Origin of the sequence: Streptosporangium sp. OZ121 (genome assembly GCF_051918885.1) — a bacterium.
Lineage (GTDB): Bacteria > Actinomycetota > Actinomycetes > Streptosporangiales > Streptosporangiaceae > Streptosporangium.
Genome location: NZ_JBPXMC010000003.1, coordinates 52,560 through 72,332, shown reverse-complemented (window position 1 = coordinate 72,332; position 19,773 = coordinate 52,560). Strand labels below are relative to the sequence as shown.

The 19,773-nt window shown below is 68.9% G+C and carries 20 protein-coding genes and 1 pseudogene; 8 read left to right on the top strand and 13 right to left on the bottom strand.

Annotated elements, in window-relative coordinates; genetic code table 11:
- Window positions 1-96 precede the first annotated feature (96 nt).
- The 3 genes from ACTOQ1_RS08030 to ACTOQ1_RS08020 form a co-directional block, all read right to left on the bottom strand.
- Window positions 97-1,014 (bottom strand): hypothetical protein, encoded by a 918-nt coding sequence (locus ACTOQ1_RS08030; RefSeq protein WP_440065558.1) that lies wholly within the window; start codon window positions 1,012-1,014, stop codon window positions 97-99.
- On the bottom strand, window positions 1,011-2,468 hold the full coding sequence (locus ACTOQ1_RS08025) for a phenylacetate--CoA ligase family protein (protein WP_440065557.1): 1,458 nt from the start codon (window positions 2,466-2,468) through the stop codon (window positions 1,011-1,013). The genes ACTOQ1_RS08030 and ACTOQ1_RS08025 overlap by 4 nt, the downstream gene beginning before the upstream one ends.
- A gap of 613 nt (window positions 2,469-3,081) precedes the next feature.
- Window positions 3,082-3,339, bottom strand: a complete 258-nt coding sequence (locus ACTOQ1_RS08020; RefSeq protein WP_440065556.1) for a hypothetical protein — start codon at window positions 3,337-3,339, stop codon at window positions 3,082-3,084.
- Window positions 3,340-3,914: 575 nt separating this feature from the next.
- Between ACTOQ1_RS08020 and ACTOQ1_RS08015 the strand changes: the two genes are divergently transcribed.
- The 4 genes from ACTOQ1_RS08015 (at window position 3,915) to ACTOQ1_RS08000 (ending at window position 6,801) form a co-directional block, all read left to right on the top strand.
- The gene (locus ACTOQ1_RS08015; RefSeq protein WP_440065554.1) at window positions 3,915-4,271 is read left to right on the top strand and encodes a nucleotide pyrophosphohydrolase; all 357 of its coding nucleotides are present in this window, start codon (window positions 3,915-3,917) and stop codon (window positions 4,269-4,271) included.
- 162 nt (window positions 4,272-4,433) lie between these two features.
- The gene (locus tag ACTOQ1_RS08010; protein ID WP_440065553.1) at window positions 4,434-5,390 is read left to right on the top strand and encodes a hypothetical protein; all 957 of its coding nucleotides are present in this window, start codon (window positions 4,434-4,436) and stop codon (window positions 5,388-5,390) included.
- Window positions 5,272-5,610: a DNA/RNA helicase domain-containing protein gene (locus ACTOQ1_RS08005; RefSeq protein ID WP_440065552.1), complete on the top strand. Its 339-nt coding sequence runs from the start codon at window positions 5,272-5,274 to the stop codon at window positions 5,608-5,610. The genes ACTOQ1_RS08010 and ACTOQ1_RS08005 overlap by 119 nt, the downstream gene beginning before the upstream one ends.
- Window positions 5,611-5,796: 186 nt before the next feature.
- A complete protein-coding gene (locus ACTOQ1_RS08000) occupies window positions 5,797-6,801 on the top strand; it encodes a metallophosphoesterase family protein (RefSeq protein ID WP_440065550.1) in 1,005 nt (334 codons plus the stop codon).
- A gap of 83 nt (window positions 6,802-6,884) precedes the next feature.
- On the opposite strand, the gene ACTOQ1_RS07995 is transcribed toward ACTOQ1_RS08000, so the two are convergent.
- Both ACTOQ1_RS07995 and ACTOQ1_RS07990 read right to left on the bottom strand, forming a co-directional pair.
- Window positions 6,885-7,130, bottom strand: a complete 246-nt coding sequence (locus tag ACTOQ1_RS07995; protein WP_440065549.1) for a hypothetical protein — start codon at window positions 7,128-7,130, stop codon at window positions 6,885-6,887.
- 225 nt (window positions 7,131-7,355) lie between these two features.
- Complete coding sequence (locus ACTOQ1_RS07990) at window positions 7,356-8,120, bottom strand: DUF998 domain-containing protein (protein WP_440065547.1); 765 nt, start codon at window positions 8,118-8,120, stop codon at window positions 7,356-7,358.
- Between the two features lie 113 nt (window positions 8,121-8,233).
- On the opposite strand from ACTOQ1_RS07990, the gene ACTOQ1_RS07985 reads away from it, so the two are divergent.
- Window positions 8,234-8,914, top strand: a complete 681-nt coding sequence (locus ACTOQ1_RS07985; RefSeq protein WP_440065546.1) for a TetR/AcrR family transcriptional regulator C-terminal domain-containing protein — start codon at window positions 8,234-8,236, stop codon at window positions 8,912-8,914.
- Window positions 8,915-9,175: 261 nt separating this feature from the next.
- Complete coding sequence (locus ACTOQ1_RS07980; RefSeq protein WP_440065544.1) at window positions 9,176-9,619, top strand: hypothetical protein; 444 nt, start codon at window positions 9,176-9,178, stop codon at window positions 9,617-9,619.
- Between the two features lie 182 nt (window positions 9,620-9,801).
- Here ACTOQ1_RS07980 and ACTOQ1_RS07975 read toward each other — a convergent pair whose 3' ends face one another.
- From ACTOQ1_RS07975 to ACTOQ1_RS07960, 4 genes and pseudogenes are all read right to left on the bottom strand, one after another.
- On the bottom strand, window positions 9,802-11,346 hold the full coding sequence (locus ACTOQ1_RS07975; protein ID WP_440065542.1) for a CBS domain-containing protein: 1,545 nt from the start codon (window positions 11,344-11,346) through the stop codon (window positions 9,802-9,804).
- Between the two features lie 214 nt (window positions 11,347-11,560).
- Window positions 11,561-11,758 (bottom strand): annotated as a pseudogene (locus ACTOQ1_RS07970) (hypothetical protein); the annotation flags it as partial.
- 272 nt (window positions 11,759-12,030) lie between these two features.
- Window positions 12,031-12,381: a transposase gene (locus tag ACTOQ1_RS07965; protein WP_440065541.1), complete on the bottom strand. Its 351-nt coding sequence runs from the start codon at window positions 12,379-12,381 to the stop codon at window positions 12,031-12,033.
- A 111-nt stretch (window positions 12,382-12,492) separates the two neighbouring features.
- Window positions 12,493-13,062, bottom strand: a complete 570-nt coding sequence (locus ACTOQ1_RS07960; RefSeq protein WP_440065540.1) for a TetR/AcrR family transcriptional regulator — start codon at window positions 13,060-13,062, stop codon at window positions 12,493-12,495.
- A gap of 102 nt (window positions 13,063-13,164) precedes the next feature.
- On the opposite strand from ACTOQ1_RS07960, the gene ACTOQ1_RS07955 reads away from it, so the two are divergent.
- Window positions 13,165-13,644 (top strand): nuclear transport factor 2 family protein, encoded by a 480-nt coding sequence (locus tag ACTOQ1_RS07955; protein ID WP_440065538.1) that lies wholly within the window; start codon window positions 13,165-13,167, stop codon window positions 13,642-13,644.
- 234 nt (window positions 13,645-13,878) lie between these two features.
- On the opposite strand, the gene ACTOQ1_RS07950 is transcribed toward ACTOQ1_RS07955, so the two are convergent.
- From ACTOQ1_RS07950 to fusA, 4 genes are all read right to left on the bottom strand, one after another.
- Window positions 13,879-14,874, bottom strand: coding sequence for a CU044_5270 family protein (locus ACTOQ1_RS07950; protein WP_440065537.1), 996 nt, complete (start codon window positions 14,872-14,874; stop codon window positions 13,879-13,881).
- The gene (locus ACTOQ1_RS07945) at window positions 14,867-15,454 is read right to left on the bottom strand and encodes an RNA polymerase sigma factor (protein ID WP_440065980.1); all 588 of its coding nucleotides are present in this window, start codon (window positions 15,452-15,454) and stop codon (window positions 14,867-14,869) included. The genes ACTOQ1_RS07950 and ACTOQ1_RS07945 overlap by 8 nt, the downstream gene beginning before the upstream one ends.
- Before the next feature lie 147 nt (window positions 15,455-15,601).
- Window positions 15,602-15,955 (bottom strand): DUF1801 domain-containing protein, encoded by a 354-nt coding sequence (locus tag ACTOQ1_RS07940; protein ID WP_440065536.1) that lies wholly within the window; start codon window positions 15,953-15,955, stop codon window positions 15,602-15,604.
- 427 nt (window positions 15,956-16,382) lie between these two features.
- A complete protein-coding gene (fusA, locus tag ACTOQ1_RS07935) occupies window positions 16,383-18,521 on the bottom strand; it encodes an elongation factor G (protein WP_440065535.1) in 2,139 nt (712 codons plus the stop codon).
- Between the two features lie 596 nt (window positions 18,522-19,117).
- Here fusA and ACTOQ1_RS07930 point away from each other — a divergent pair.
- On the top strand, window positions 19,118-19,492 hold the full coding sequence (locus ACTOQ1_RS07930; RefSeq protein ID WP_440065534.1) for a hypothetical protein: 375 nt from the start codon (window positions 19,118-19,120) through the stop codon (window positions 19,490-19,492).
- Window positions 19,493-19,773: the final 281 nt, after the last annotated feature.

Sequence of the window (19,773 nt, the reverse complement as noted above, 5' to 3'; positions counted from 1 at the left end):
TTCCCGGAACGGTCGAGTGCGAGGTCACGCCGCGGGGGTGCGGTGCCGGCCGCTACACCCGTCGGCCGCTCATCCGGCCACCGTGTGCCCGGCGAGTCATTCGGCCACCGTGTGCCCGGCGAGCCGCTCGGGCGGCCGCGCCTCCGCGGCTCCGGCCGGAGCCTGGAGGACAGGCGGCGCGGTGGCCTCGCGCGATGCCTGGTAGGCGGCCGTCGTTCGCTCGGGGCCCCGCGCCCTGCGCCAGAAGAGGTACTGCAGGGCCATCAGGGGGCCCGCCGGCACCATGAGGGGGAACGGCTCCGTCAGCAGGCCCGTCCGCATCGCGAGGACCAGCGTCGCGGCCAGCGCCAGTGAGACGCCCGCGGCCGACCAGCCGGCCTCCCGTCCGAACGCCTTGAACGCCACCAGCGTCCACAACACGAACATGAGCACGTCCCCGAGACCGATCACCATGGGCTGCGGCCCGCCCCACCAGGCGAAGACCGGCGCGAACGGCAGGTCGATGACCTTGCGCAGGAAGTCGCCCATCATCGGCAGCATCGTCGTGGCCACGAGGTCGTAGCCGGCCAGGAGCAAGGCGAAGACGGCCACGTCGCGAGCCTTGATGCCACTCTGGACGTAGAGGTTGCACACGCCGATGACGAGGATCAGCAGGAGGACGTTGTTCCAGGCCGTCGCCGCGGAGGACCCCGAGAGGAAGAGGACGAGATCGAGCGCGGCCGCGCCGAACGCCACCAGCAGCGCCACCCGCCCCGACAGCAGCGGCGCCAGGGTGATCTGGATCGCGAAGACGGTCATCAGGCCCAGCACCGTCGCGACGGCGGACGACGGCAGGGCGAGGTAGACCACGGGGATGACGAGGACGGCGGTCATCATGATCATGACGTCCCCGAGCGTGTACACCCCGACCGGGGGCCGTTCCATCCGCACCCGGAGGAAGTAGAGCACTCCGAGCAGGATGGCCGCGGCCGGAATGAGGACGATCACCACGATCTCGGCGAGGGCGGAATTCACTGTGCGGCCTCCGGATGCTTCTTCAGGGTCGCGTCGGCGAAGCTCAGCTCGCGCAGGTCCGCGCGTACGGGCGCGGTGGGCGGCATCGTGGCGCGTTCACCGTGCACGATGACGCGGGACAGCGGGATCTCCTGTTCGAGGCCCCGCTTTCGGATCCGGTCGGCGGCCTGCGGATCGTCGCCGAGAATGTGCAGCTCCAGCCCGTCGGCCCCCGTCCGCAGGGACCACCGGGACGGGAACCTCGCCGCCGGATCGGCCTCGACGAGTTCCAGGATGTCGCGCGGGGTCACGGTGCGGCCCGCGAAGCCGTACAGGTGCCCGTCCTTGCCCAGCACCCGTGAGGTGGCCGGCAACCGCGCCAGCTCGCAGCCGAGATCGTCATCGGCCAGCCGGCGCACCACGTCCCCGCTGAACAACCTGAGGAGGAGGGTGGTCTCCCGGTAGGGGAAGACCGGGGTGAAGGTGAGCACTCCCAGCTCACCGGGCTCGGCGGCCCGGGTCCCGGTGAGATCGAGCACCTCGGTGATGCCCTGTTCCGGGTGGAAGTGCAGATGCCCCCCGGTGCAGATCTGGCCGCTCGACGGAGCGATCTCGGTCATCCCGTAGGTTTCCACGACCGTGGCCCCGAAAAGTCGTTCGGCGCGACGGCGCAACCCCTCGGTGAGGATCTCGCCGCCGCACGTGATCTGCCGCAGCCCGAAGTCGGCGGCCGTGTACCCGAGCCGCTCACCGGCCTCCACCAGCAGGCCGAGGTAGCTCGAGTAGGTGACCAGCAGGACGGGCCGGGCCTCCGCGCCGGAGAGCCGGGCGCCACCCGCCAGCCGGGAGAGCGAGATCTCGGGCTCCACCAGACCGAGGGAGCTGGGCGCCACGCCGATCAGCGCCGCCGCCCCGGCGAAACAGTGAATTCCGAAGAAGGCACGCGAGACCAGGTTGAGCTGGATGACGTCGCCTTCGCCGAGCCGGTTGTCGATCAGGAGCGAGACCGCGGTCATCGCGGTGAGCAGCTCGGCCTCGTAGCGGGAGAACCACACCGACGACGGCGGGCCGGTGGTGCCGGAGGTCTCCGCCCGGTACCAGGGCCGGACACCGCGGTTCACGAGCGCCTCGGGCGTGTCGCGCAGGGTCTCCTTGCGCGTGACCGGCAGCCGCTCCAGGGTCGACAGGTTCACCTCGTCCGGCCGCATGCCGACACGATCGAAGAGGTCCCGGTAGTACGGGGTCTCGGCGTACGCCATGCGTGCGAGGCGGCGCAACCTCCGGTCGTCGATGGGCTTACGGTCCTGGACCGACATCGAGGTGCCGCGGAACGCGTCGAGGTCGCCGATCCCACCGAACTCGGCACGGGTGGCCACGATGTCGGCGACGACACGCTCGATGTTCGCCACCCGGAGCCGGCGACCGAACACAAGGGAAAGACCATGGTGCAGCTGGGCCACTGCGGTCCTCAGCACGAATTCATCCTCCGATGGCGGCAGGGAGCCGGCGGTGAACCGGGTCGCCCCGGGGCGCACGCGCTCCGGGGCGACCCTTGGATCCCGTCGACTAGTACGGGCACACCACGAAAGCGACAGCGGTGATCGCGCTCACTGCGTACTTGCAGTAGGCGAAGGCAGCCTTGACCATTTTTCCCTCCCTTCGGTTCCTCTCATCCCCGTCAATGGCGCCGAGCGTTTCGGTCACTTCGAAAAGCGGCCTTCGGGTACCCCCGGCACACCGTCAAGAGTTCAGTCAATCGCGGTAAATGTCTACTATTTTCTGCATAAACCTATTTACAATTATTGACAGCATGACGTGTATAGGTTTATAGATTTTTGCTGATAAGTCTGGCCTTAATTCGGGAGAAGGTCCGCTCGGGGGTGGCGCGAGACGCCCTTCCCGCCGAAGGCGAGCCGCCGCACGGCCGGGATCCTCACGGTGGGCCCGGTCGTGGAGACTCCACAGGCGGCCTTGGCGGGAGGTCCCCTCACCGGAGCCGCGACTCGCCGCGGCCTCGACCGGACATCCTGGCGCGAGCCGCCCTGAGGGCGCCGGAGCGTTCCTGCGCATCCCGTGCCACGCGGCTCGTCACCCTCCGGCAACGCCGGCGCGGAGGACGTGGGCGTGACGTGCGCGGCGAACATCGGCGCAGGCCAGGACGCCCGTCCACCAGGAGTTCGGCCGGCCGATGACGCCGGCATTCACGCGGTCCCGGATGGTCCCCGGTCCGCCCCCGACGGCCTGCCGCGGTTCGCCGCCATGGGGGTGCCGGCCGCCCCGCTCGGCCTCGTGGCGCTCAACGATCTCACGACCGATCGCACCGTCGACCGGACGCATGCCCGTCATCTCGGGCCCCTTAAGGCACAGCAGCCATTCTTGTCAACCTGGAAGCTTCCAGGTTCCCATACGCCCGTCCCGTGTTCGATCATTTGATCGCACCATCTCCTCCCCGGCAGACCGGGAATTGTCGGACCGACTTTGCCGAGACCACTTCGATGCTCCATCGGCGCCGGCCGGAACAGCCGACAGGCCGAATAAATTTCCTCATCGCAGGAAATGCAGCAAAAAGAGAGAAATGAAAACGTCCCGTCTGGCAATCGCCGCCGGTTTAATCCTGACCGCAATCGTGGCGGGCGGGATGAGGCAGCATGACCCGACCGGAGAATGGAATCCCGGTATATAAGGCGTTTCCGGCCTCGCGGGACCACGGGGGCCTCGCGAGACCTCGCATGGCTTCGAACCGCTTCGCGCCGGGTCGTCCGGTGCCGGGACGGCGTCCCGCCGGGCACCGCGCCCGGATTCTCGTCCGCACCGTCCGTGCGGGAGGCGCGGAAGTTCTGGCACGACGAGCTCGCCGAGGTGACCGCCACCCCGTGCGAGTTGCTGATGGCGTCGATCATGGTTGCCGGTAATTTGCTCCCATGACAGAGCTTGAGGAACTGGCCGGAAAACTTCGGCGGTTCGCCGAGGTCAGGGACTGGGAGAGGTTTCACACGCCGAAGAACCTGGCCATGGCTCTGGCCGGCGAGGTCGGCGAGTTGCTCGCGGAGCTCCAGTGGCTGACGCCCGAGGAGGCCGCGAGCGTCATGGACGACCCCGAGGCCGCCGAACGCCTCAGATCCGAGGTGGCCGACGTCATGATCTATCTGACCCGGCTCGCCGACGTGCTGGGGATCGACCTCGTCGAGGCGGCCTGCGCCAAGCTCGACCAGAGCGACCGGCGCTACGACGCGGAGACCTATCGGGGGTCGGCCAGGAAGGCCCCGCCGCTCGCCTGATTTTGTCGGATGATCGCTGTAATGTGCCTGGCGTAGTGATGCGGCCCGACGGGCTTCCGCTCATCGTCTGAGCGCGGACACGCCCCCATACCGCACGAGTCTCTCGTGCTGCCTGGGGGTAGGTCCGTGACGGCATTTCGGCATTCCGCCGAAAGTCTCGCCATGCTGACGACCAACGGTTCGGTTCCCGAACGACGGCTGAGCGAAGTCATCGCCGAGCACCTCCGAAGGACCGCGCGCGTCAACCCCTCCGACGCCGAACGCAGGTCCTGGGACCGCAGCCTCCCCGTCCTGGCCCGCGACCTGGTCGACGCCGGGCTCGGCGCCGTCGAGATGCTGGTCGAGTACCAGCTCCCGCTGACCAGCAAGCGCGCCGACGTGGTCCTCGCCGGGGTCGACCGCCGCACGAGCGGTGACGCGTACGTGGTGGTGGAGCTGAAGCAGTGGAGCCAGGCCGAGCTGTTCGAGGACGATCCCAAACTCGTGCTCGTCGGAGGCATGTCCGGCGGCCCCTGGTTGCACCCAGTGCTCCAGGTCGAGCACTACTGCGAATACATCGCCGACTTCGTCGCGGCCCTGGAGGGGCGGAGTGACGCGCTCCGAGGGGTGGCCTACCTGCACAACGCGACGCGGCAGAGCGTTCCCGGCCTGTTCGACCTGGCCCTGGACAGCAACGTCCGGTTGTTCACCAAGACGGAGCGGAGCGCGTTCGTCGGCTATCTCAGGGACCGGTTCGAGAACGCGGAGGGGCACCCCGCGGCCGAGCGCCTCGTCAACGGGCGGGTCCAGCCGAACCGGCCGCTTCTGGAGAAGGCCGCGAACGTCCTCAAGGGACGCGACAAGTTCATCCTCGTCGACCAACAGCAGAAGGCGTTCGAGACCGTACGGCACGCGGTCGAGGGTGCCTTCGCCGCGAACACCAAGCGGGTCGTCACGATCACCGGCGGCCCCGGCAGCGGGAAGACCGCCGTGGCCATCGAGCTGCTGCACTACATGGCCAGTGCCAACTCCCCCGAGCCAGATCTGGGCCAGCGCACCCGGCGGATTCGGCCAGATCGGCTGCGTCTACACGGCCCAGGGCCTGGAGTTCGGCTGGGCGGGCGTGATCATCGGCCCTGACCTGCTGGCCCGTGGCGGCAGGCTCGTCACCGAACGTGAGGGATGCAAGGACAAGGACCTGACAAGGTCGTCGGTCACCCCCGAACAGTTCGACCGCCTGATCCGCAACACCTACAAGGTGCTGCTCACCAGAGGGCTGGCGGGGGTGGTCCTGTACGCGGCGGACCCCGAGACCCAGGAGTTCCTCTCCGGCCTCGTCAACGGCTCCGGCGCCGGGTGAGAAGGTTCATGCGCCTGCTCCCACAGGCCGTTGTCGACGATCACGGTCACCCGGCGGGGCCGACGCACCGTCGCCTGCGAGGTGTCGGGCGTCCACCGCCGTGGGGCGGCCTGCCGTCGTCGTCTCTCAGCGCCTCCTCGAATACTCCTTTGCACGCCGAACCGCCACTTGTCTAGGCTCGCCGAGGTGCGACGTACCGTCATCATCGGCGACATCCACGGCTGCTTCGACGAGCTGATCGAGCTGCTGGAGAAAGTCGACCTCCGCCCGGACGACCTGCTGGTCAGCGTCGGCGACCTGGTCGACCGTGGCCCGGCGCCCGGTGAGGTGGTCAGGTTCTTCCGCGAGCGCCCGAACTCGGTCGCGGTGATGGGCAACCACGAGCGCAAGCACGTACGCGGGATCTTCTCCTACGCGCAGGAGATCACGCGCCTGCAACTGGGTGACCACTACGCCGAAACGGTCCACTGGATGCGGACGCTGCCGTACTACTTCGAGAACGAGCATGTCCGTGTCGTCCACGCCGCGATGCTGCCCGGAGTGCCGCCGGCCGACCAGAAAGAGGAGATCCTCTGCGGCTCGACCAGCGGCCAGCGAGAGCTCACCGCGTTGTTCCCCGACGGCCACTGGCACGACCACTACACCGACGCCAAGCCGGTCGTGTTCGGTCATCATGTGGCCGGACGCGAGCCGATGATCCGCGACGGCAGGATCTTCGGCCTGGACACCGGTGCCTGCCATGGCTGGAACCTGACCGCGCTGTGCGTGCCGGGATTCACGATCCACTCGGTGGCGGCGCACGCGGACCACTGGTCGATCGTCAAGCGTCGGTGGCAGTTGCCCGTCCTGAAGACCAAGCCCTGGCCTGATTTCACCTGGCCTGAGCTGGCCGAGGCGATCGTGCGATTCTCCTCGACGCCCGACCCCGCCGTACACGACTGGCTGGAGACGGTGGAGAGGTGGGCCGCGGATCTGCGGTCGTCGTTTCCCGCTCTGACGACCGCGGCGCATCGCGTCGCCGGTGAGCTCACCACGGACGAGCTGCGCCGACACCCCGCCGCGCAGTACCTGTTCCAGGCCCGTGACGGCCGGCTCGACCAGACCGTCCTGGCCAGGCGCTGCTCGACACCGCGCAGGACGATCGACCTGGCGACCGCGCTGGGACTGGTCGTACCCGAACTGCCCGACTGACCGGACGAAGGGGCAGGCCTGTTCTGGAGATCACCCGTCCGATCGGCTCCACGGTCACGCGAGGAACCAGGGTTCCCCAGGGATCAGGTGACCACCGAACCGGGTCGACTCCAGCGCTTCGGCGAGCAGGCAAGGAGCACGCTCGACGATGCCCTGGAGATCGCCTCCGCGCTCCACCAGGGACCGCTCGCGCCCGCGATCGCCGGAGGCTGGGCGGCTCTGGAGTCTCTGCTCACCGAGGCCCGCGACCCCGACGAGCGGGAGAAGGTGGTGGCCGCGGCCCGTGCCGCCGCTCTGGTCGCCGCCTCCTGGCCACGCGCCGAGCTCACCGCGCTCTCCTACCGAATCCGGGAGGTGAAGGGCGATGACCTCGCCGCCCGCCTCGAAGCGTGCGAATCGAACCGGAGCCGGGCAGTGGTGATCGCCGCCGAGCCGAGGAGCGGAGGTTCACTTCCCCTCGTGCGCTCCTGGCGGACCGGCGGCGACGTCGCCTCCGTCCTGCGCCTGCGCGAGCTGCCCGCCGACGAGAGGCGCGTGCTGGACCGGGTGCGCTTCTATGTGGAGGTCTCGCCTTGCGCGCCGAGACCGCTCTGCGCACGGTCGGCGACGACCTGGGACCTGACCTCCGTGACCTGCTCGAATAACCTTCGGCCAGCCGACGGGTACGATCCGCGCACCCGCACCGCGAGCGCCGCGGCCCACCCCCAGCCCAGGAACGCGACGGCGCGCAGGAGCAGGCTCAGTGGCCGGGAGTCCTCGCCGCCGTCCGACAGCAGCCCCGCCAGCAGGTAGAGGGCGGGAAGCGCCACTCCGGTGGCCGCGCAGTAGAGCGCCCATCCGCGCTCTCCCCGTACGGCGAAGTAGCGGGTGAAGACGAAGCACGCCGCGACCAGCGAGACGAACACCAGGCCGAAGGCGGCGCCGTGCAGGATGTAGCCCAGGCCGGGGTCGTCGGGAAGACCCCGCGGCGCGCCGGGCGGGTAGCCCCACGCCGGTTCGAAGCGGAAGACACCGGCGGCGACCAGGCCGGTTCCGTACGCGCCGATCAGTAACGGCCCCCAGGTCCCGCCGCGGCCCGGACGCAGCGCCCGCCACAGCCCCGCCGCGAACGCGATGTTCAGCAGCCCGGTGGCCACGAAGTTGGTGATCTGGATCCACCCCAGGTCGCCCAGGCTCAGCATGCTGAGCGGCTGCCGCCGGGGGTCGAAGTCCGCGCGCGTGTAGTCCTGGATCACGACCACGAGGACGAACAGCGGTCCGGCTACGGCGCCGCAGGTCAGCAGCGCCCTCGTCAGGCGCCGTCCCCGCATGGTGGACATGGCTCTCCCCTCTTCGGCCGACATCCTCGGGATGTCCGGCACGCGAGTTTTCCTTAGCAGCGCTAAGTGCGCGCCGCCGTCATATTTCCTTAGCGCTGCTAAGGTGTCAACCGATGGGCGAGAACAAGCGGGGGGCCGGCCTGACCCGGCAGATGATGATCGATACGGCGCTGCGGCTGCTCGACGAGGTCGGCCTGGACGGCCTGACGGTGCGGCGGCTCGCCTCGGAGCTGGGCGTCCAGTCACCCGCCCTGTACTGGCACCTGCGCAACAAGCAGGAGCTGCTCGACGGGATGGCCGACGCGATCGTCCTGGCCGCCGGGATGGGACCGCCCCGCGAGGGCGAGTCCTGGCAGGACTGGCTCGCCCGCCGGGCCCGCGCCTACCGCGACTCCCTGCGCGCCCACCGCGACGGCGCCCGCCTCGTCGCCAACGCCGCGAGCCTGAGCCCGGCGACGATCAGGATGTTCGACGAGGAGCTGACCGCCATGGTCGGCCGCGGCTTCACCCCGGTCCTGGCACTGCGCACGATCACGGCCCTCACCCGCTACGTCAACGGGTGCGTCCTGCAGGAGCAGACCGAACGCCAGGCGTCCTCGGGCACGCCCGCGGACCGGTTCGCGGCACTGGCCGAACTGCTCGACGGGGGCATGGAGGCCACCCTGCTCGTGGCGTTCCGCGAGAGCGGCGGCTCGTTCGGCGAGGACGCCTTCGAACACGGCCTCCGAACCTTGATCGACGGCACGGCCGCCGCCCTGGTCCTCGAGCGATCCGACCTGGACGACCGGGGGTGAGGTGCCGTCCACATCGCCGGTATGACCGAGGGGAGCGCCGGCCGTCATCCGCTCAGGGCGCCCGCCTCCCTGGACCGGGGGTTCGTGACCACATCCCCCGATGACGGCTTACGGGCGTCACCTCGGCGGCCGGGATATGGCAGAGTACGCCGGCGCGCCATGGACGCGAGTCCGGCGGGCGGGAAACCGCACTGCCGCCGGCCTCCTCCGCAGGCCCTGCCTCTCACTCTCGCCCCCGACCTCGAAAGTGTCAGGAAGATCATGGCGAACATCATCACCGAGCTCCTCGATGAGCGCGAGATACCGAAGTATCTGTCCGGCGTCGCATGCGTCGACGAGGACTGGGTCCTTGATGAGATCCCCTTCGACGAGGAGGGCTGGATCGGCGTCGGCGACGACGGGATCGCGATCAACGAGATCGACAGCGAAAGATGCCTGATCAAATACGAACTCTGGGACGGGCCGCCACCCGCTCTCGACACCTGGGACAGGACCTGGTCCGGAAGCGTGCGCCTGACCTCGGGAAGGATTCAATCCGTTGACCAGTACTCCGGGGATGTGTCCTACGGCGAGGAATTCGACCTCGGCAGGGAGAACGGCGTCTGGCAGGTCAGAATCCACCGCAAGGCTCTCGGCCACGAAGAGTTCACCCCGGACATCGTCGGCTCCACCCTGCTCAAGCTCCAGTTCTGGCTGGACCACTGAGCGTCGGCCCGAAGAGCGTCATGACCGGTTCCGGCCCGGCGGGATGGTCTGGCATCAGCGGACGTGGCCGGGCCGATCCCGAGGTGATTCGCGCCAGGCTGGAAGCGGGCGCCGACCCTGACTCGGGTGTCCGCTCCTTCGGCGGCTCTGTTCGCGTACTTCTCTCAGCCCGGACGGTGCGACTACGGTCGTGGGTCGGCGGCCCGGAGCACCGCCAGCAAACCGTGCACGGCGGCGTACTGCTCGGGTGACAGCGGGTCGGGGGAGAAGTGCATGAGCTCGTTACGCACCTTCCGAACCTCATCGAGGTACTCAAGGAGAATCTCCTGGTCGACGTTCCAACCGAGCGTCTCCCATCGCCCGCGGTCCTTCAGCAGGTAGAAATAGTTGCCGAAGGTGAGATCCGCGGCCTGACGGACCCTGGGCGATCGCCCCACCTGCCGGAGTTCGTCCACGCTGAACACCGCGGCCGCCCTACGGAGCCTGTTCTCCGCCTCCTCGATCAGGATGAACGGCTGTGCGTGGTAGCCGAACTGGCGGGTCAGATCCGCGGCCGTGATGATCCCGTTCACCCGTGACCGGTCAGCGCTCCGGACGAAGACATACCCCTTCTCGTAGATGGTCTCGATCTGGTCGAGCAGAGGCGCGTCGTGATCGACCACGACGGCGGGGGTCAACGCGTCCTTCAGTGTCGGGTCGGCGGAGGCGACGTGTGCGTGACCGATCGACTCCCAGCTGATCGCACCGTGGAAGGTCCCGTCCTCGTCGATCACGGCCAGCTGGGAGAAGTTCCTCGTCAGCATGAGGGTCTTGGCGTATCGCAACTTCGCCGATCTCGGCACCGAGGCAAGAGACGCCGGGAGACTGCCGAGCCTGAGCGTCATGGGCTCGTAGTCGGAGACGTTCTCGACGTCGTCGCCGTCTTCGACGACGTCCATCGCCACATCGGGTTCTCCGACGAGCCGTACCAGGGCGATCTCCGTGTCCACCGTGCCTTCGGTGAACGGCGGCTGAGTCGTGAGGCCCTTCTCGGCGAGGTCGGCTTTGATCATTTCGATGGTCGTACCGGTCCGCCGTGAGGTGTTCCAGTGCCCCAGGAAGTCGCGAATCGTTAGTTTCCGCGGATCCTGCGCACTGCGCGAAACAGCGTCCTCCAACAGATCGGCGGCTGTGGTGATCTCCTCCTGCCCGTCCACCCCGGGATCGGTGCCATGTTCGGCGAGATGAGCGATTCGTCGTGCCGCGTCATTACGGGTCAGCCCACAGACCGTGAGGAGGGAGGTGGTACTCGCCCGCAGATCGGTCTTGAAGTCATCGCGGAGAATATCCGTACGAATCCATTCGACCTTGCGGACCTGCCGGAATCCCGGCGCCTCGCCTGGGCGGTATTCGTAGGGACCGATCACCCTCCCTATCGCGACCTTCCCCGGAATCGTCGCCCTGGGCATCACCACCAGGTCGCCTTCCTGGATCTCCTTGGAAAAACGCCAGAGCTGTCCGGCCCAGTTGGCGATGACGCCCGGCGAACTCTCCGGGTAGGCGCGTTGAATCTCTTCCTTGAGATCGTCTCGATTCGCGTAGTGCCCGATGTCTCCGAGCTCGCGCCAGCCGACGATCGTGAGCCCTTCGGCCAGCGCCTTGTCCTCCGCCCGGTCCGCCCCCTCGACGTTCCGCCCACCGCGGACCAGCCATGCTCGGGGTCCACTCTCCTGCCGCGACTTCTCCACCTGATCGGTCTCCCTCCGGCCGCCTTGCACGAGAGTGTCCAGGAGCTGTAAACCGATCCAAGCTGATACACCGACGACTGCGCCACCGCTATCGCCGGATCAAGCGAATTCGAAAACAGGTCGGAGTCGTCGCGACCGCTACCGACCACACCGGTTTATCAACGGTCGTTCTCCGAAACCGTGTCACCAGTGGACGCGACGTGGACCTCACTGTTCAACGGGTTCGTACGACAGCCGACCACTGATCCCATTCGGATTGACGACCGTGGGGGAGCAAGCAGACGCTGACGGTGTCCTGTTTCCTGGGCTGTCGTCCGTATCGCTCGCCTCTGCAAGGTCCCGGGAGTTCGCGTAGGGCCGCGTCCAGGGGGTTGGCATCTGATGCCTCCAGGTGACCGCCGGGCAACAGCCACCTCGTCGGGCTTCGTCATGGACGCGATCACCGACAGCGACTGACAGGAGCGACGACGTAACTACGGTGGGTGGTGCGCGGTCGGGTACGAACCCCGAAGTGAGGCCGGGCTTCCCGCCGCATGACGGGCACCCGGCCATCGCGCTTCACAGGTCGTCCCGCCGCCAGCCCTCCAGCACCCGCCGGACGTGCACGCGGGCGTAGTAGGGCGAGGTCGGGAAGACGGAGAGTTCCAGATGCTGAGGCGATCATAAGTTTTGGGACTGTTGGCGTTATGGGCTGATGTAGGACAGGTGAGGGTCGGCGAAGAAGGCCCGGATGCTATCGGGGCGCTTCTGCAGCCGATGCATGCCGCTGTGCATGGCCGCGGTCAACCCCTGCTCATCGGCGACCGCCTCACGAGCCACCCGAGCCTTGAGGTTCTGATTGACCCACTCATCGGGGTTGAGATCGGGCGCATAAGCAGGCAGGAAGAACAGGCGCAACCGGCCGCCGGTACGCGCGATGAAATCACCAACCGCCCGGACCGGCTCGGTGTCCGCCCTGCTGAAGTGCACGACCGAGTTCGGCGGCGCGTTCGCGGACGCCATGCACGCGGCGGCCATCGGTGCCGTCGTGATCACCGTGGCTGCCGCCCTGTCCGCCGTCGCCCCCCGGCCGACCGCTTCGTCCCCGCCCTGACCATGTCCGGCCGGTACTTCGGCGGGGTTCTTCCCGGTCTCGCGTATGGCCGGTCAGGCTGGGGTGGGTGCTGACCTGCCGGGCCGCGACAGGCCGGTGAGGACGACGTCGATGGCGCGGGCCATGGTGTCGGGCGGGGTCCGCGTCGTCGCCGACGCCTGGGCCAGGCCGCGGATGAGCAGATAGACCTCCTCGACCGTGACCGAGGGCCGGACGGCCCCGGCGTCCTGCCCCCGGCGCAGGACCTCGCTGACCACGGACTTCAACCGGTTCGACGCGGCGGCGGCGCCGGCGGGGAACTCGTCGCGGTCGACCACCAGGGAGATGAGGGTGAGTTTGGTGGCACCGGTCTCGATCATCGTCCGTATGAGGGCGCGCCATGCCACGGCCGGGTCGGCGTCGGCGACGAGCGCGTGGGCCAGGTCGGTGAGCTGCTCGAAATGCCGCAGCAGCGCAGCCTCGATCAGCTCCTCCTTCGTCGGGAAGTGGCGGAAGACCGTGGCGATGCTGACAGCGGCCCGCCGGGCCACCTCCTCGGTCGACCCGGCGACACCGTACTCCCCGAACACCGCCTCCGCCGCGGCCAGGATCCGTTCCCGGTTCTCCCGTGCGTCCTGCCGCATCCGGCCTCCTCCTGATCTCTGATCTCACTTCAGGGCTTTAACCGTAGTCTGGACTACGGTACGCTTTTCGTAGTCCAGACTACGGTTACTTTGGAGAATGCCATGCCACAGCCGTACACACCAGCGGAGGTCGTCCAGGCCGTCGCCGCGGGAGTCAGCCGCCTGATCGCCGGCGGGCTCACCGAGCGCGAGCGGGAGGCCGAGCTCGACCACCTGGCCGGCCTGTACGCCGAGCGGACCGACGTCCGGCACCCGTTCGCGCCGCTGGGCGACACGCCGCTGCGCACCCGTGCCGACCTGCGCCGGCACTTCGCCGAGGCGCCGGGCCAGGCGCGGGCCGAGCGGTTCGAGCCCGTGGGCCACGTCCACGAGACGGCCGATCCCGAGGTGGTCGTCTTCGAGTTCAGCTACGTCGGCTCGGCCGGCGGCCGTCCCTTCGCGGTTCCGTGCGTCTTCGTGTCACGGGTACGCGACGGCGTCATCGTCGAGTCCCGCGACCATATCGACCACCTGGGCATGGCCCGGGCCTTCGGCCGGCTCGACGGTCTGGTCACCGCGCTGGCCGCGGGCCCTTCGTCCTGAGCGAGTTCTCGAGAACGCTCGGTCGAGCGTTCGCGCCTTCAACGGGATCCCGCTCCTCGACGTCCCCGAGAACTTCAAGATCAAGGCGATCGAACTCCATGACTCCGTCTTCTCCGACGGCGTCACCGTCGCCCTGCACGACTGACGACACACCCGCTACCGGACGGCGCCGCTCCGGCGGTTCTCGATTCCCCGGGCGCCGGCTCCCCGGGGAATCCGTCCAGCGTCGTCTCCCTAAGGGATCTGCCCGGGTTCGTCGACGACTCCCGACGCGACCTCGGCGGTCGCGAAGACGCTCCCCTTCGGAAAGGCCACCTCGCCGTTGATGAGATAGTCCCGCAGGTAGTCCGTCCGCGTGCCGAGATGGCGATAGGTCGTGCTGTCGAGGATGACGTAGGACCGCTCGATGACCTGCCCGTTCTCGTCGCGCTGCGTGCCGAAGCCCGGAGAACCGGCCTCGTAGGCGATGCCCATGCCCGACCTGCCCGCCGCGTCGCGTATGCCGAGATCCACCCGGACTCCCGGAATCCTGGCGAGAGCGCGGAAGATCGCGGCCTCCAGCTTGGGAGGCATGTACTCCTCCCGGCCGAGATAGAGCGACAGCACTCGGAAGGCCCGCGCGTCCGGGTGCTCGTGGAGACCGCGCTCCTCGTCCGGCTTGTCCCTCCAGTGCAGGTCGCCCTTGACGTGCTCCAGCAGCTTGTCCGGGTCGGTGGGCAGCTTGGCCAGCCGGGCCGCGTACTGCTGGGGAGACAGGTCGTCGTCACCCGGGTCCGGCTCGATGGTCCGCGTCTCCATCGGGCGCGAGCCCAGCCGGGTCGCCTGCTCGGTGCCGTCGTAGCGCGTCCAGTACTCCTGGACCTCGGTCGAGCCGTCGGCGGGCTGCGTGACGACGCTCTTGCGGTACAGCCACTGGTCGGGACGGAGGGGGGTGCTTTCAGGCCGGCGCTTCTCGGCCGTCAGCGCCGCCTTCCTCAGCATGGCCTTCGCGCTCACCGGCGTCGCCTCCACGATGACGGACGGCGGCACGACCGGCCGTTCGTCGTCGTTCACCACCACGACCACCGCCGCGACCACCGCGACGGCCGCCGTCATGGCCATCGGCAGCGAGAGCACCGGCCGGAACCGGCGGCGGTGCCGCAGGGAACGCGCCCGCAGCGCGCGCAGGCGGTCGGCGTCGGGCTCGGGCGCGTCCGCCCGCAGCTCGCTCAGCAGCTTCAGGTCATCCACGACCGGTCTCCTCCTCCGAGATGGCGGACGGATCGACCCCGCCCAGGGCCTCGCGGGTCTTTCTCCTGGCACGGTGCAGGCGCGAGCGCACCGTGCCGATGGGGACGCCAAGGGCCCGCGCCGTCTCCTCGTAGCTGAGATCCGCCCAGGCGATCATCAACAGCACCTCGCGGTCCTTCGCCGACAACACGGCGAGTGCCCTCACCAGATCGCGCTGCGCCGCCGAGGCCGTCACCCGGGACTCCACCCGGTCGGCGTAGCTCTCGGCCACCTCGTCCACCCCGGTCCTGGCCAGCGAGAGGTACGCCCTGACCTCGGCACGGCGGTGCTTGCCGATGAGCTTGGCGGCGATGCCGTACAACCAGGGGCGGGCATTGCGGTAATCGGTGTCGTAGCGCCCGAGCCGCCGGAAGGCGGTGAGGAACGTCTCGGCCACGATGTCGTCGGCCGTCGAGTCTCCCAGGCGTCGCGTCACATAGCGGTGCAGGGCGGGGGCGTGCCGGTCGAACAGCACCGAGAAGGCGGCGGAATCACGCCGGGCACGCTCGATCACCTCCGCGTCGTCCAGGTCTGTTTCCACACTCAAGCGTGAACTCCGTTTCCGTGGTCCGGTCACCCCCTTTCACCCGGTACCGCGAATCGAGTTCTCCGCGCCTTCGTTTCGACGGATCCGACCGCGCCCACCGCGAGCGTCCCCGCGGTGGGCGCACGTGCGCCGGTACGACGGCTACTCCTGGTCCAGCCGCACGGCCTGCCGCGCGTAGTCGCGCAGGGCCTCCAGGTTCATGGTCTCCGGCTTCTTGAGCTTGACGTGCCTCGTCGTCTTCCCGACGCCGTCCAGCAGGCCGAAGGAGTCCTCGAACTCCGCGCCTCGGGCGAAGGCGAAGGTTATGTGCGTCTTGCTGACGCTGATGATCGCCAGGATCTTACGGCCCTGCTGCCAGGCGGGTGACCCGCGGCTGATCACCTCGGTCGCCTCGGGGGCGCACTCCTTCATGAGCGTGCGCAGCGTGTTCACGATTTCCCGGTGGTGCGGCTGGACCTTGGTTTCGACGAACTCATCCACAGCTTCGCTGCTCATGAACACACCTTTCTGACATCGCTTGCTGACCTGGATCGCGCGTGTCCCCGTTTCCTGGCCGTTCGGTCATCGGCGGGATGAGGCAGCGTAGCCCGGCCGGAGGACGAAGGCCTGACATATCCGATACATCGACGCGCTTAGCCTCTCCGTTTCGGTGCGCCCGGCCTCGCCGGACCTCACGTGGCTTCGGACCACTTCGGACCGCTTCGGACCATTTCGGACCACTTCGGGGCGCTTCGGGGCGCTTCGGGTGGGTTGTCGGGTCGTCCGGTGCCGAGACGGCCGCGGCAGGAGGACGGCACACGGTACGTCGCCGAGCGGTGGTCCCGCCTCGAGGCGGGACCACCGCCGGTTCCTCCCGGGTTCTACCGGTATCGGGTTCTACCGGTATCGGGTTCTACCGGTTCCCACCGGGTTCTACCGGGTTCTACCGGGGCGGCATCCCGTCGGGCACCGCGCCCGGCACCGGGGCGTACCCGGTGGCCCGGGTGGTGAAGGTGCCCCGGCCCTGGGTCCGGCTGCGCAGCCGGGTCGCGTAGCCGAACAGCTCGGCCAGCGGCACGGTCGCGGTGATCACCACCGTCCCGGCCCGCGCGGTCGAGCCGGAGACCCGGCCGCGCCGGGCCGCCAGATCGCCCAGTACCCCGCCGGCGGCGTCGTCGGGCACGGTGGCCGTGACCTCGACCACCGGTTCCAGCAGCGCCATCACGCCGGCCCGCAGCGCCTCACGCAGCGCGAACCTTCCGGCCGCGCGGAACGCCAACTCCGAGGAGTCCTTGGGGTGGGTGGCCCCGTCGGTCAGCGTGACCCGCAGGCCGGTCACCGGATGACCCCCGAGGGGACCCTCGGCCAGCGCGTCCCGGCAACCCGCCTCCACCGCCCGCACGTACTCCTTCGGCACCCGTCCGCCGACGACGGTCGAGCGGAACACGAAGCCCGCCGCGTCCTGGGCGGTGTCCAGCGGCTCCAATGGCTCCAGCGGTTCCACGTCGAGGACGACGTGGGCGAACTGGCCGGCGCCGCCGTCCTGCTTGACGTGCCGGTACAGCAGCCCGGACACCCCGCGCACGACGGTCTCCCGGTAGGCGACCTGAGGCCGGCCGACACCGACGTCCAGCCCGTGGGCACGACGGATCTTCTCCACCGCGACCTCCAGATGCAGCTCGCCCATTCCCGACAGCACCGTCTGGCCGGTCTCGGGATCGGTCCGGACCACCAGCGAGGGATCCTCCTCGACCAGCCGCGCCAGCGCCGACGCCAACCGGCCGGAGTCGACGCTCCTGCGAGCCTCGACCGCGACGGAGACCACCGGATCGGCCACGACCGGCGGTTCGAGGACCAGCGGCGCCGAGGGCTCGCACAGGGTGGCCCCGGTGCGCGCCGCCTTCAGCCCGACGACCGCGACGATGTCCCCGGCCACCGCCCGGTCCACCTCGGTGTTCCGGTCGGCCTGCACCCGCAGGATCCGGCCGATCCGCTCGGTACGCCGCGCGCCCGCGTCCAGCACCGTGTCTCCCTTCAGGATCGTTCCCGAGTAGACGCGCAGGTAGGACAGCCGTCCGGTGGCGGTCGAGCTCACCTTGAACACCAGGGCGGCGAACGGCGCCGCCGGGTCGGCGGCCCGTTCCAGCACCGTGCCGTTCCGGGAGCCGTCCTGAGTACCGGCCCGGGAGCCGTCCGGGGTGCCGCGTACCGGCGGCACGTCCAGCGGCGAGGGCAGGTAGGCGACGACGGCGTCCAGCAGCGGCTCGATCCCCCGGTCGCGGTAGGCCGATCCGCACAGCACCACCACGCCCTCACCGGTACGGGTCAGGTCGCGCAGCGCGGTGGCGAGGGTCGGCGCGGAGATCGCCGACTCCGCGCAGAACTCCTCCAGCGCGACCGGGTGCAGTTCGGCCACCGCCTCCTCCAGCAGTCGCCGGCGCCGGTGTGCCTCCTCCAGCAGGGCGTCCGGCACCGGCCCCTCCTCGAACGTGTCGCGGCCTCCGGCCCAGACCAGCGACCGCATGCGCAGCAGGTCCACCACGCCGGTGAACCCGTCCTCCCGCCCGATCGGCAGCTGGACGACGAGCGGGACCACCCGCAACCGCTCGCGGATCGACGCGACCGCCGTGTCGAGGTCGGCGCCGGCGCGGTCGAGCTTGTTGACGAAGGCGATCCGCGGCACCCCGTGCCGGTCGGCCTGCCGCCACACCGACTCGCTCTGCGGTTCGACGCCCGCGACGGCGTCGAACACCGCGATCGCGCCGTCGAGCACCCGCAGCGAGCGCTCCACCTCGTCGGAGAAGTCGACGTGGCCCGGGGTGTCGATCAGATGGATGCGGTGACCGTCCCAGGCACAGCTCACCGCCGCGGCGAAGATGGTTATTCCACGGTCGCGCTCCTGGGAGTCGAAGTCGGTGACGGTCGTCCCGTCGTGCACCTCGCCACGCTTGTAGGTGGCGCCGGTGACGTACAGGATCCGTTCGGTGATGGTGGTCTTGCCCGCGTCGACGTGGGCGAGGATGCCCAGGTTGCGGACGCCGGTCAGCGAGTCGGTGATGTGACGGTGCAGGTCGGTGCGCACGGCCCATGGCCCTTCGGAATGTTCCGGACAGGACGGCGCGATTCCCGGACGAGACGACCCGAGGTCAGGTCGTGGATGGACCCCTGGCGCGGCGCGACCGCACGGGGGCATGCCCCGGCGGCCGGTTCGGCGCCGGGCGGGCAGGGGTCAGGGGTTCGTCACGGGCATTCGACGCCGGCCGCGCGGCCGGCGTCGGGCACCGACGAAGACACCAGGATCACGTCGTAGCGTGACGGGGGAACGACAACAGCGGTGCGGTGACGCACGGGCTGCTCCCCTCACTGGTAAGGCGCGCGCCGCGGTGCCGCGGCAGCGCGTGATCAGTGGCGAGTGTAGCGAGACCGGTACGGGCGGGAAAGCGATTTTCTCGCCGGACCCCCGAGACCCAGGGGCTCCTCTCCGGATTCGTCAACGGCTCCGACACCGGGTACGGCGGTTCCACGAGCCGGTCCCCGCAGAGGTGGCGGTCGCGGTTCGCGTGACTCGGGGCAGCGACCGCGCCCCCTCCTCCGCGGCTCCCTGGAACCTTATAGGTTCCCAAGGTCGCAGCCCGCTGCAAAGATCTCATCACACACCCTTACCGGCAGGAAAAATACATGCGTTATTCGTTGAGAAGATTTGCCAAGTATGTGGCGGCTCTGGCGGTGGCGGGGAGCGTGAGCATGATTTCCGCCTCACCGGCGGAGGCCGCCTCGGCAACGTGCATCGTCGCCGGGACAAGCTGCAAGACGGGCAATGTCAAGGCCAGCTCCGACCATTGGATCCAGTACTACTGGGACTCCGGTCTTTCCGCCGTAGGTTGCAGTATGCGCGTCGTCGACGTCGCCAACGGCGCAATCGTCTACTCGGGTCGAGTTGGCATTGCCAGCCATAAGAACGGGTACATCTACGGTCTTTACGGCACCTATCGAATGGAGCTGTACAACTGCAGCCCCGGAGCCGTTGGATACATCAAGAACACCGTGATTTAAGAACATCGGCGTCGGCCACGCCACCCGGCTGAAATTGCCGTCTCCGGATGATGTATTGACGCGTTTCCCGACGGAAAGACCGCCGCCCGCAAACAATTTGACAAGTGCCGGCGGCTCCTGTTCTGGAGATCCTGGACCGGCCGGCACCTCGCGCCTTGATCCGGGGCGATCGGCGCATGGATCGGCATTGCGACTTTCGGTCCCGTCCAGCCTCGTCACCGCCGGACTCGATCCGTTTCCAGGTGGCGCAGATCTGCACACCGTTAAACCCCTGACATCGG

Bases quoted from the DNA above. Each gene is read 5' to 3' on its own strand.
- ACTOQ1_RS08020 (WP_440065556.1), bottom strand. From the start codon at position 3,339: ATGACGGGCATGCGTCCGGTCGACGGTGCGATCGGTCGTGAGATCGTT.
- ACTOQ1_RS08015 (WP_440065554.1), top strand. From the start codon at position 3,915: ATGACAGAGCTTGAGGAACTGGCCGGAAAACTTCGGCGGTTCGCCGAG.
- ACTOQ1_RS08010 (WP_440065553.1), top strand. From the start codon at position 4,434: ATGCTGACGACCAACGGTTCGGTTCCCGAACGACGGCTGAGCGAAGTC.
- ACTOQ1_RS07990 (WP_440065547.1), bottom strand. From the start codon at position 8,120: ATGTCCACCATGCGGGGACGGCGCCTGACGAGGGCGCTGCTGACCTGC.
- ACTOQ1_RS07985 (WP_440065546.1), top strand. From the start codon at position 8,234: ATGGGCGAGAACAAGCGGGGGGCCGGCCTGACCCGGCAGATGATGATC.
- ACTOQ1_RS07980 (WP_440065544.1), top strand. From the start codon at position 9,176: ATGGCGAACATCATCACCGAGCTCCTCGATGAGCGCGAGATACCGAAG.
- ACTOQ1_RS07960 (WP_440065540.1), bottom strand. From the start codon at position 13,062: ATGCGGCAGGACGCACGGGAGAACCGGGAACGGATCCTGGCCGCGGCG.
- ACTOQ1_RS07955 (WP_440065538.1), top strand. From the start codon at position 13,165: ATGCCACAGCCGTACACACCAGCGGAGGTCGTCCAGGCCGTCGCCGCG.
- ACTOQ1_RS07940 (WP_440065536.1), bottom strand. From the start codon at position 15,955: ATGAGCAGCGAAGCTGTGGATGAGTTCGTCGAAACCAAGGTCCAGCCG.
- ACTOQ1_RS07930 (WP_440065534.1), top strand. From the start codon at position 19,118: ATGCGTTATTCGTTGAGAAGATTTGCCAAGTATGTGGCGGCTCTGGCG.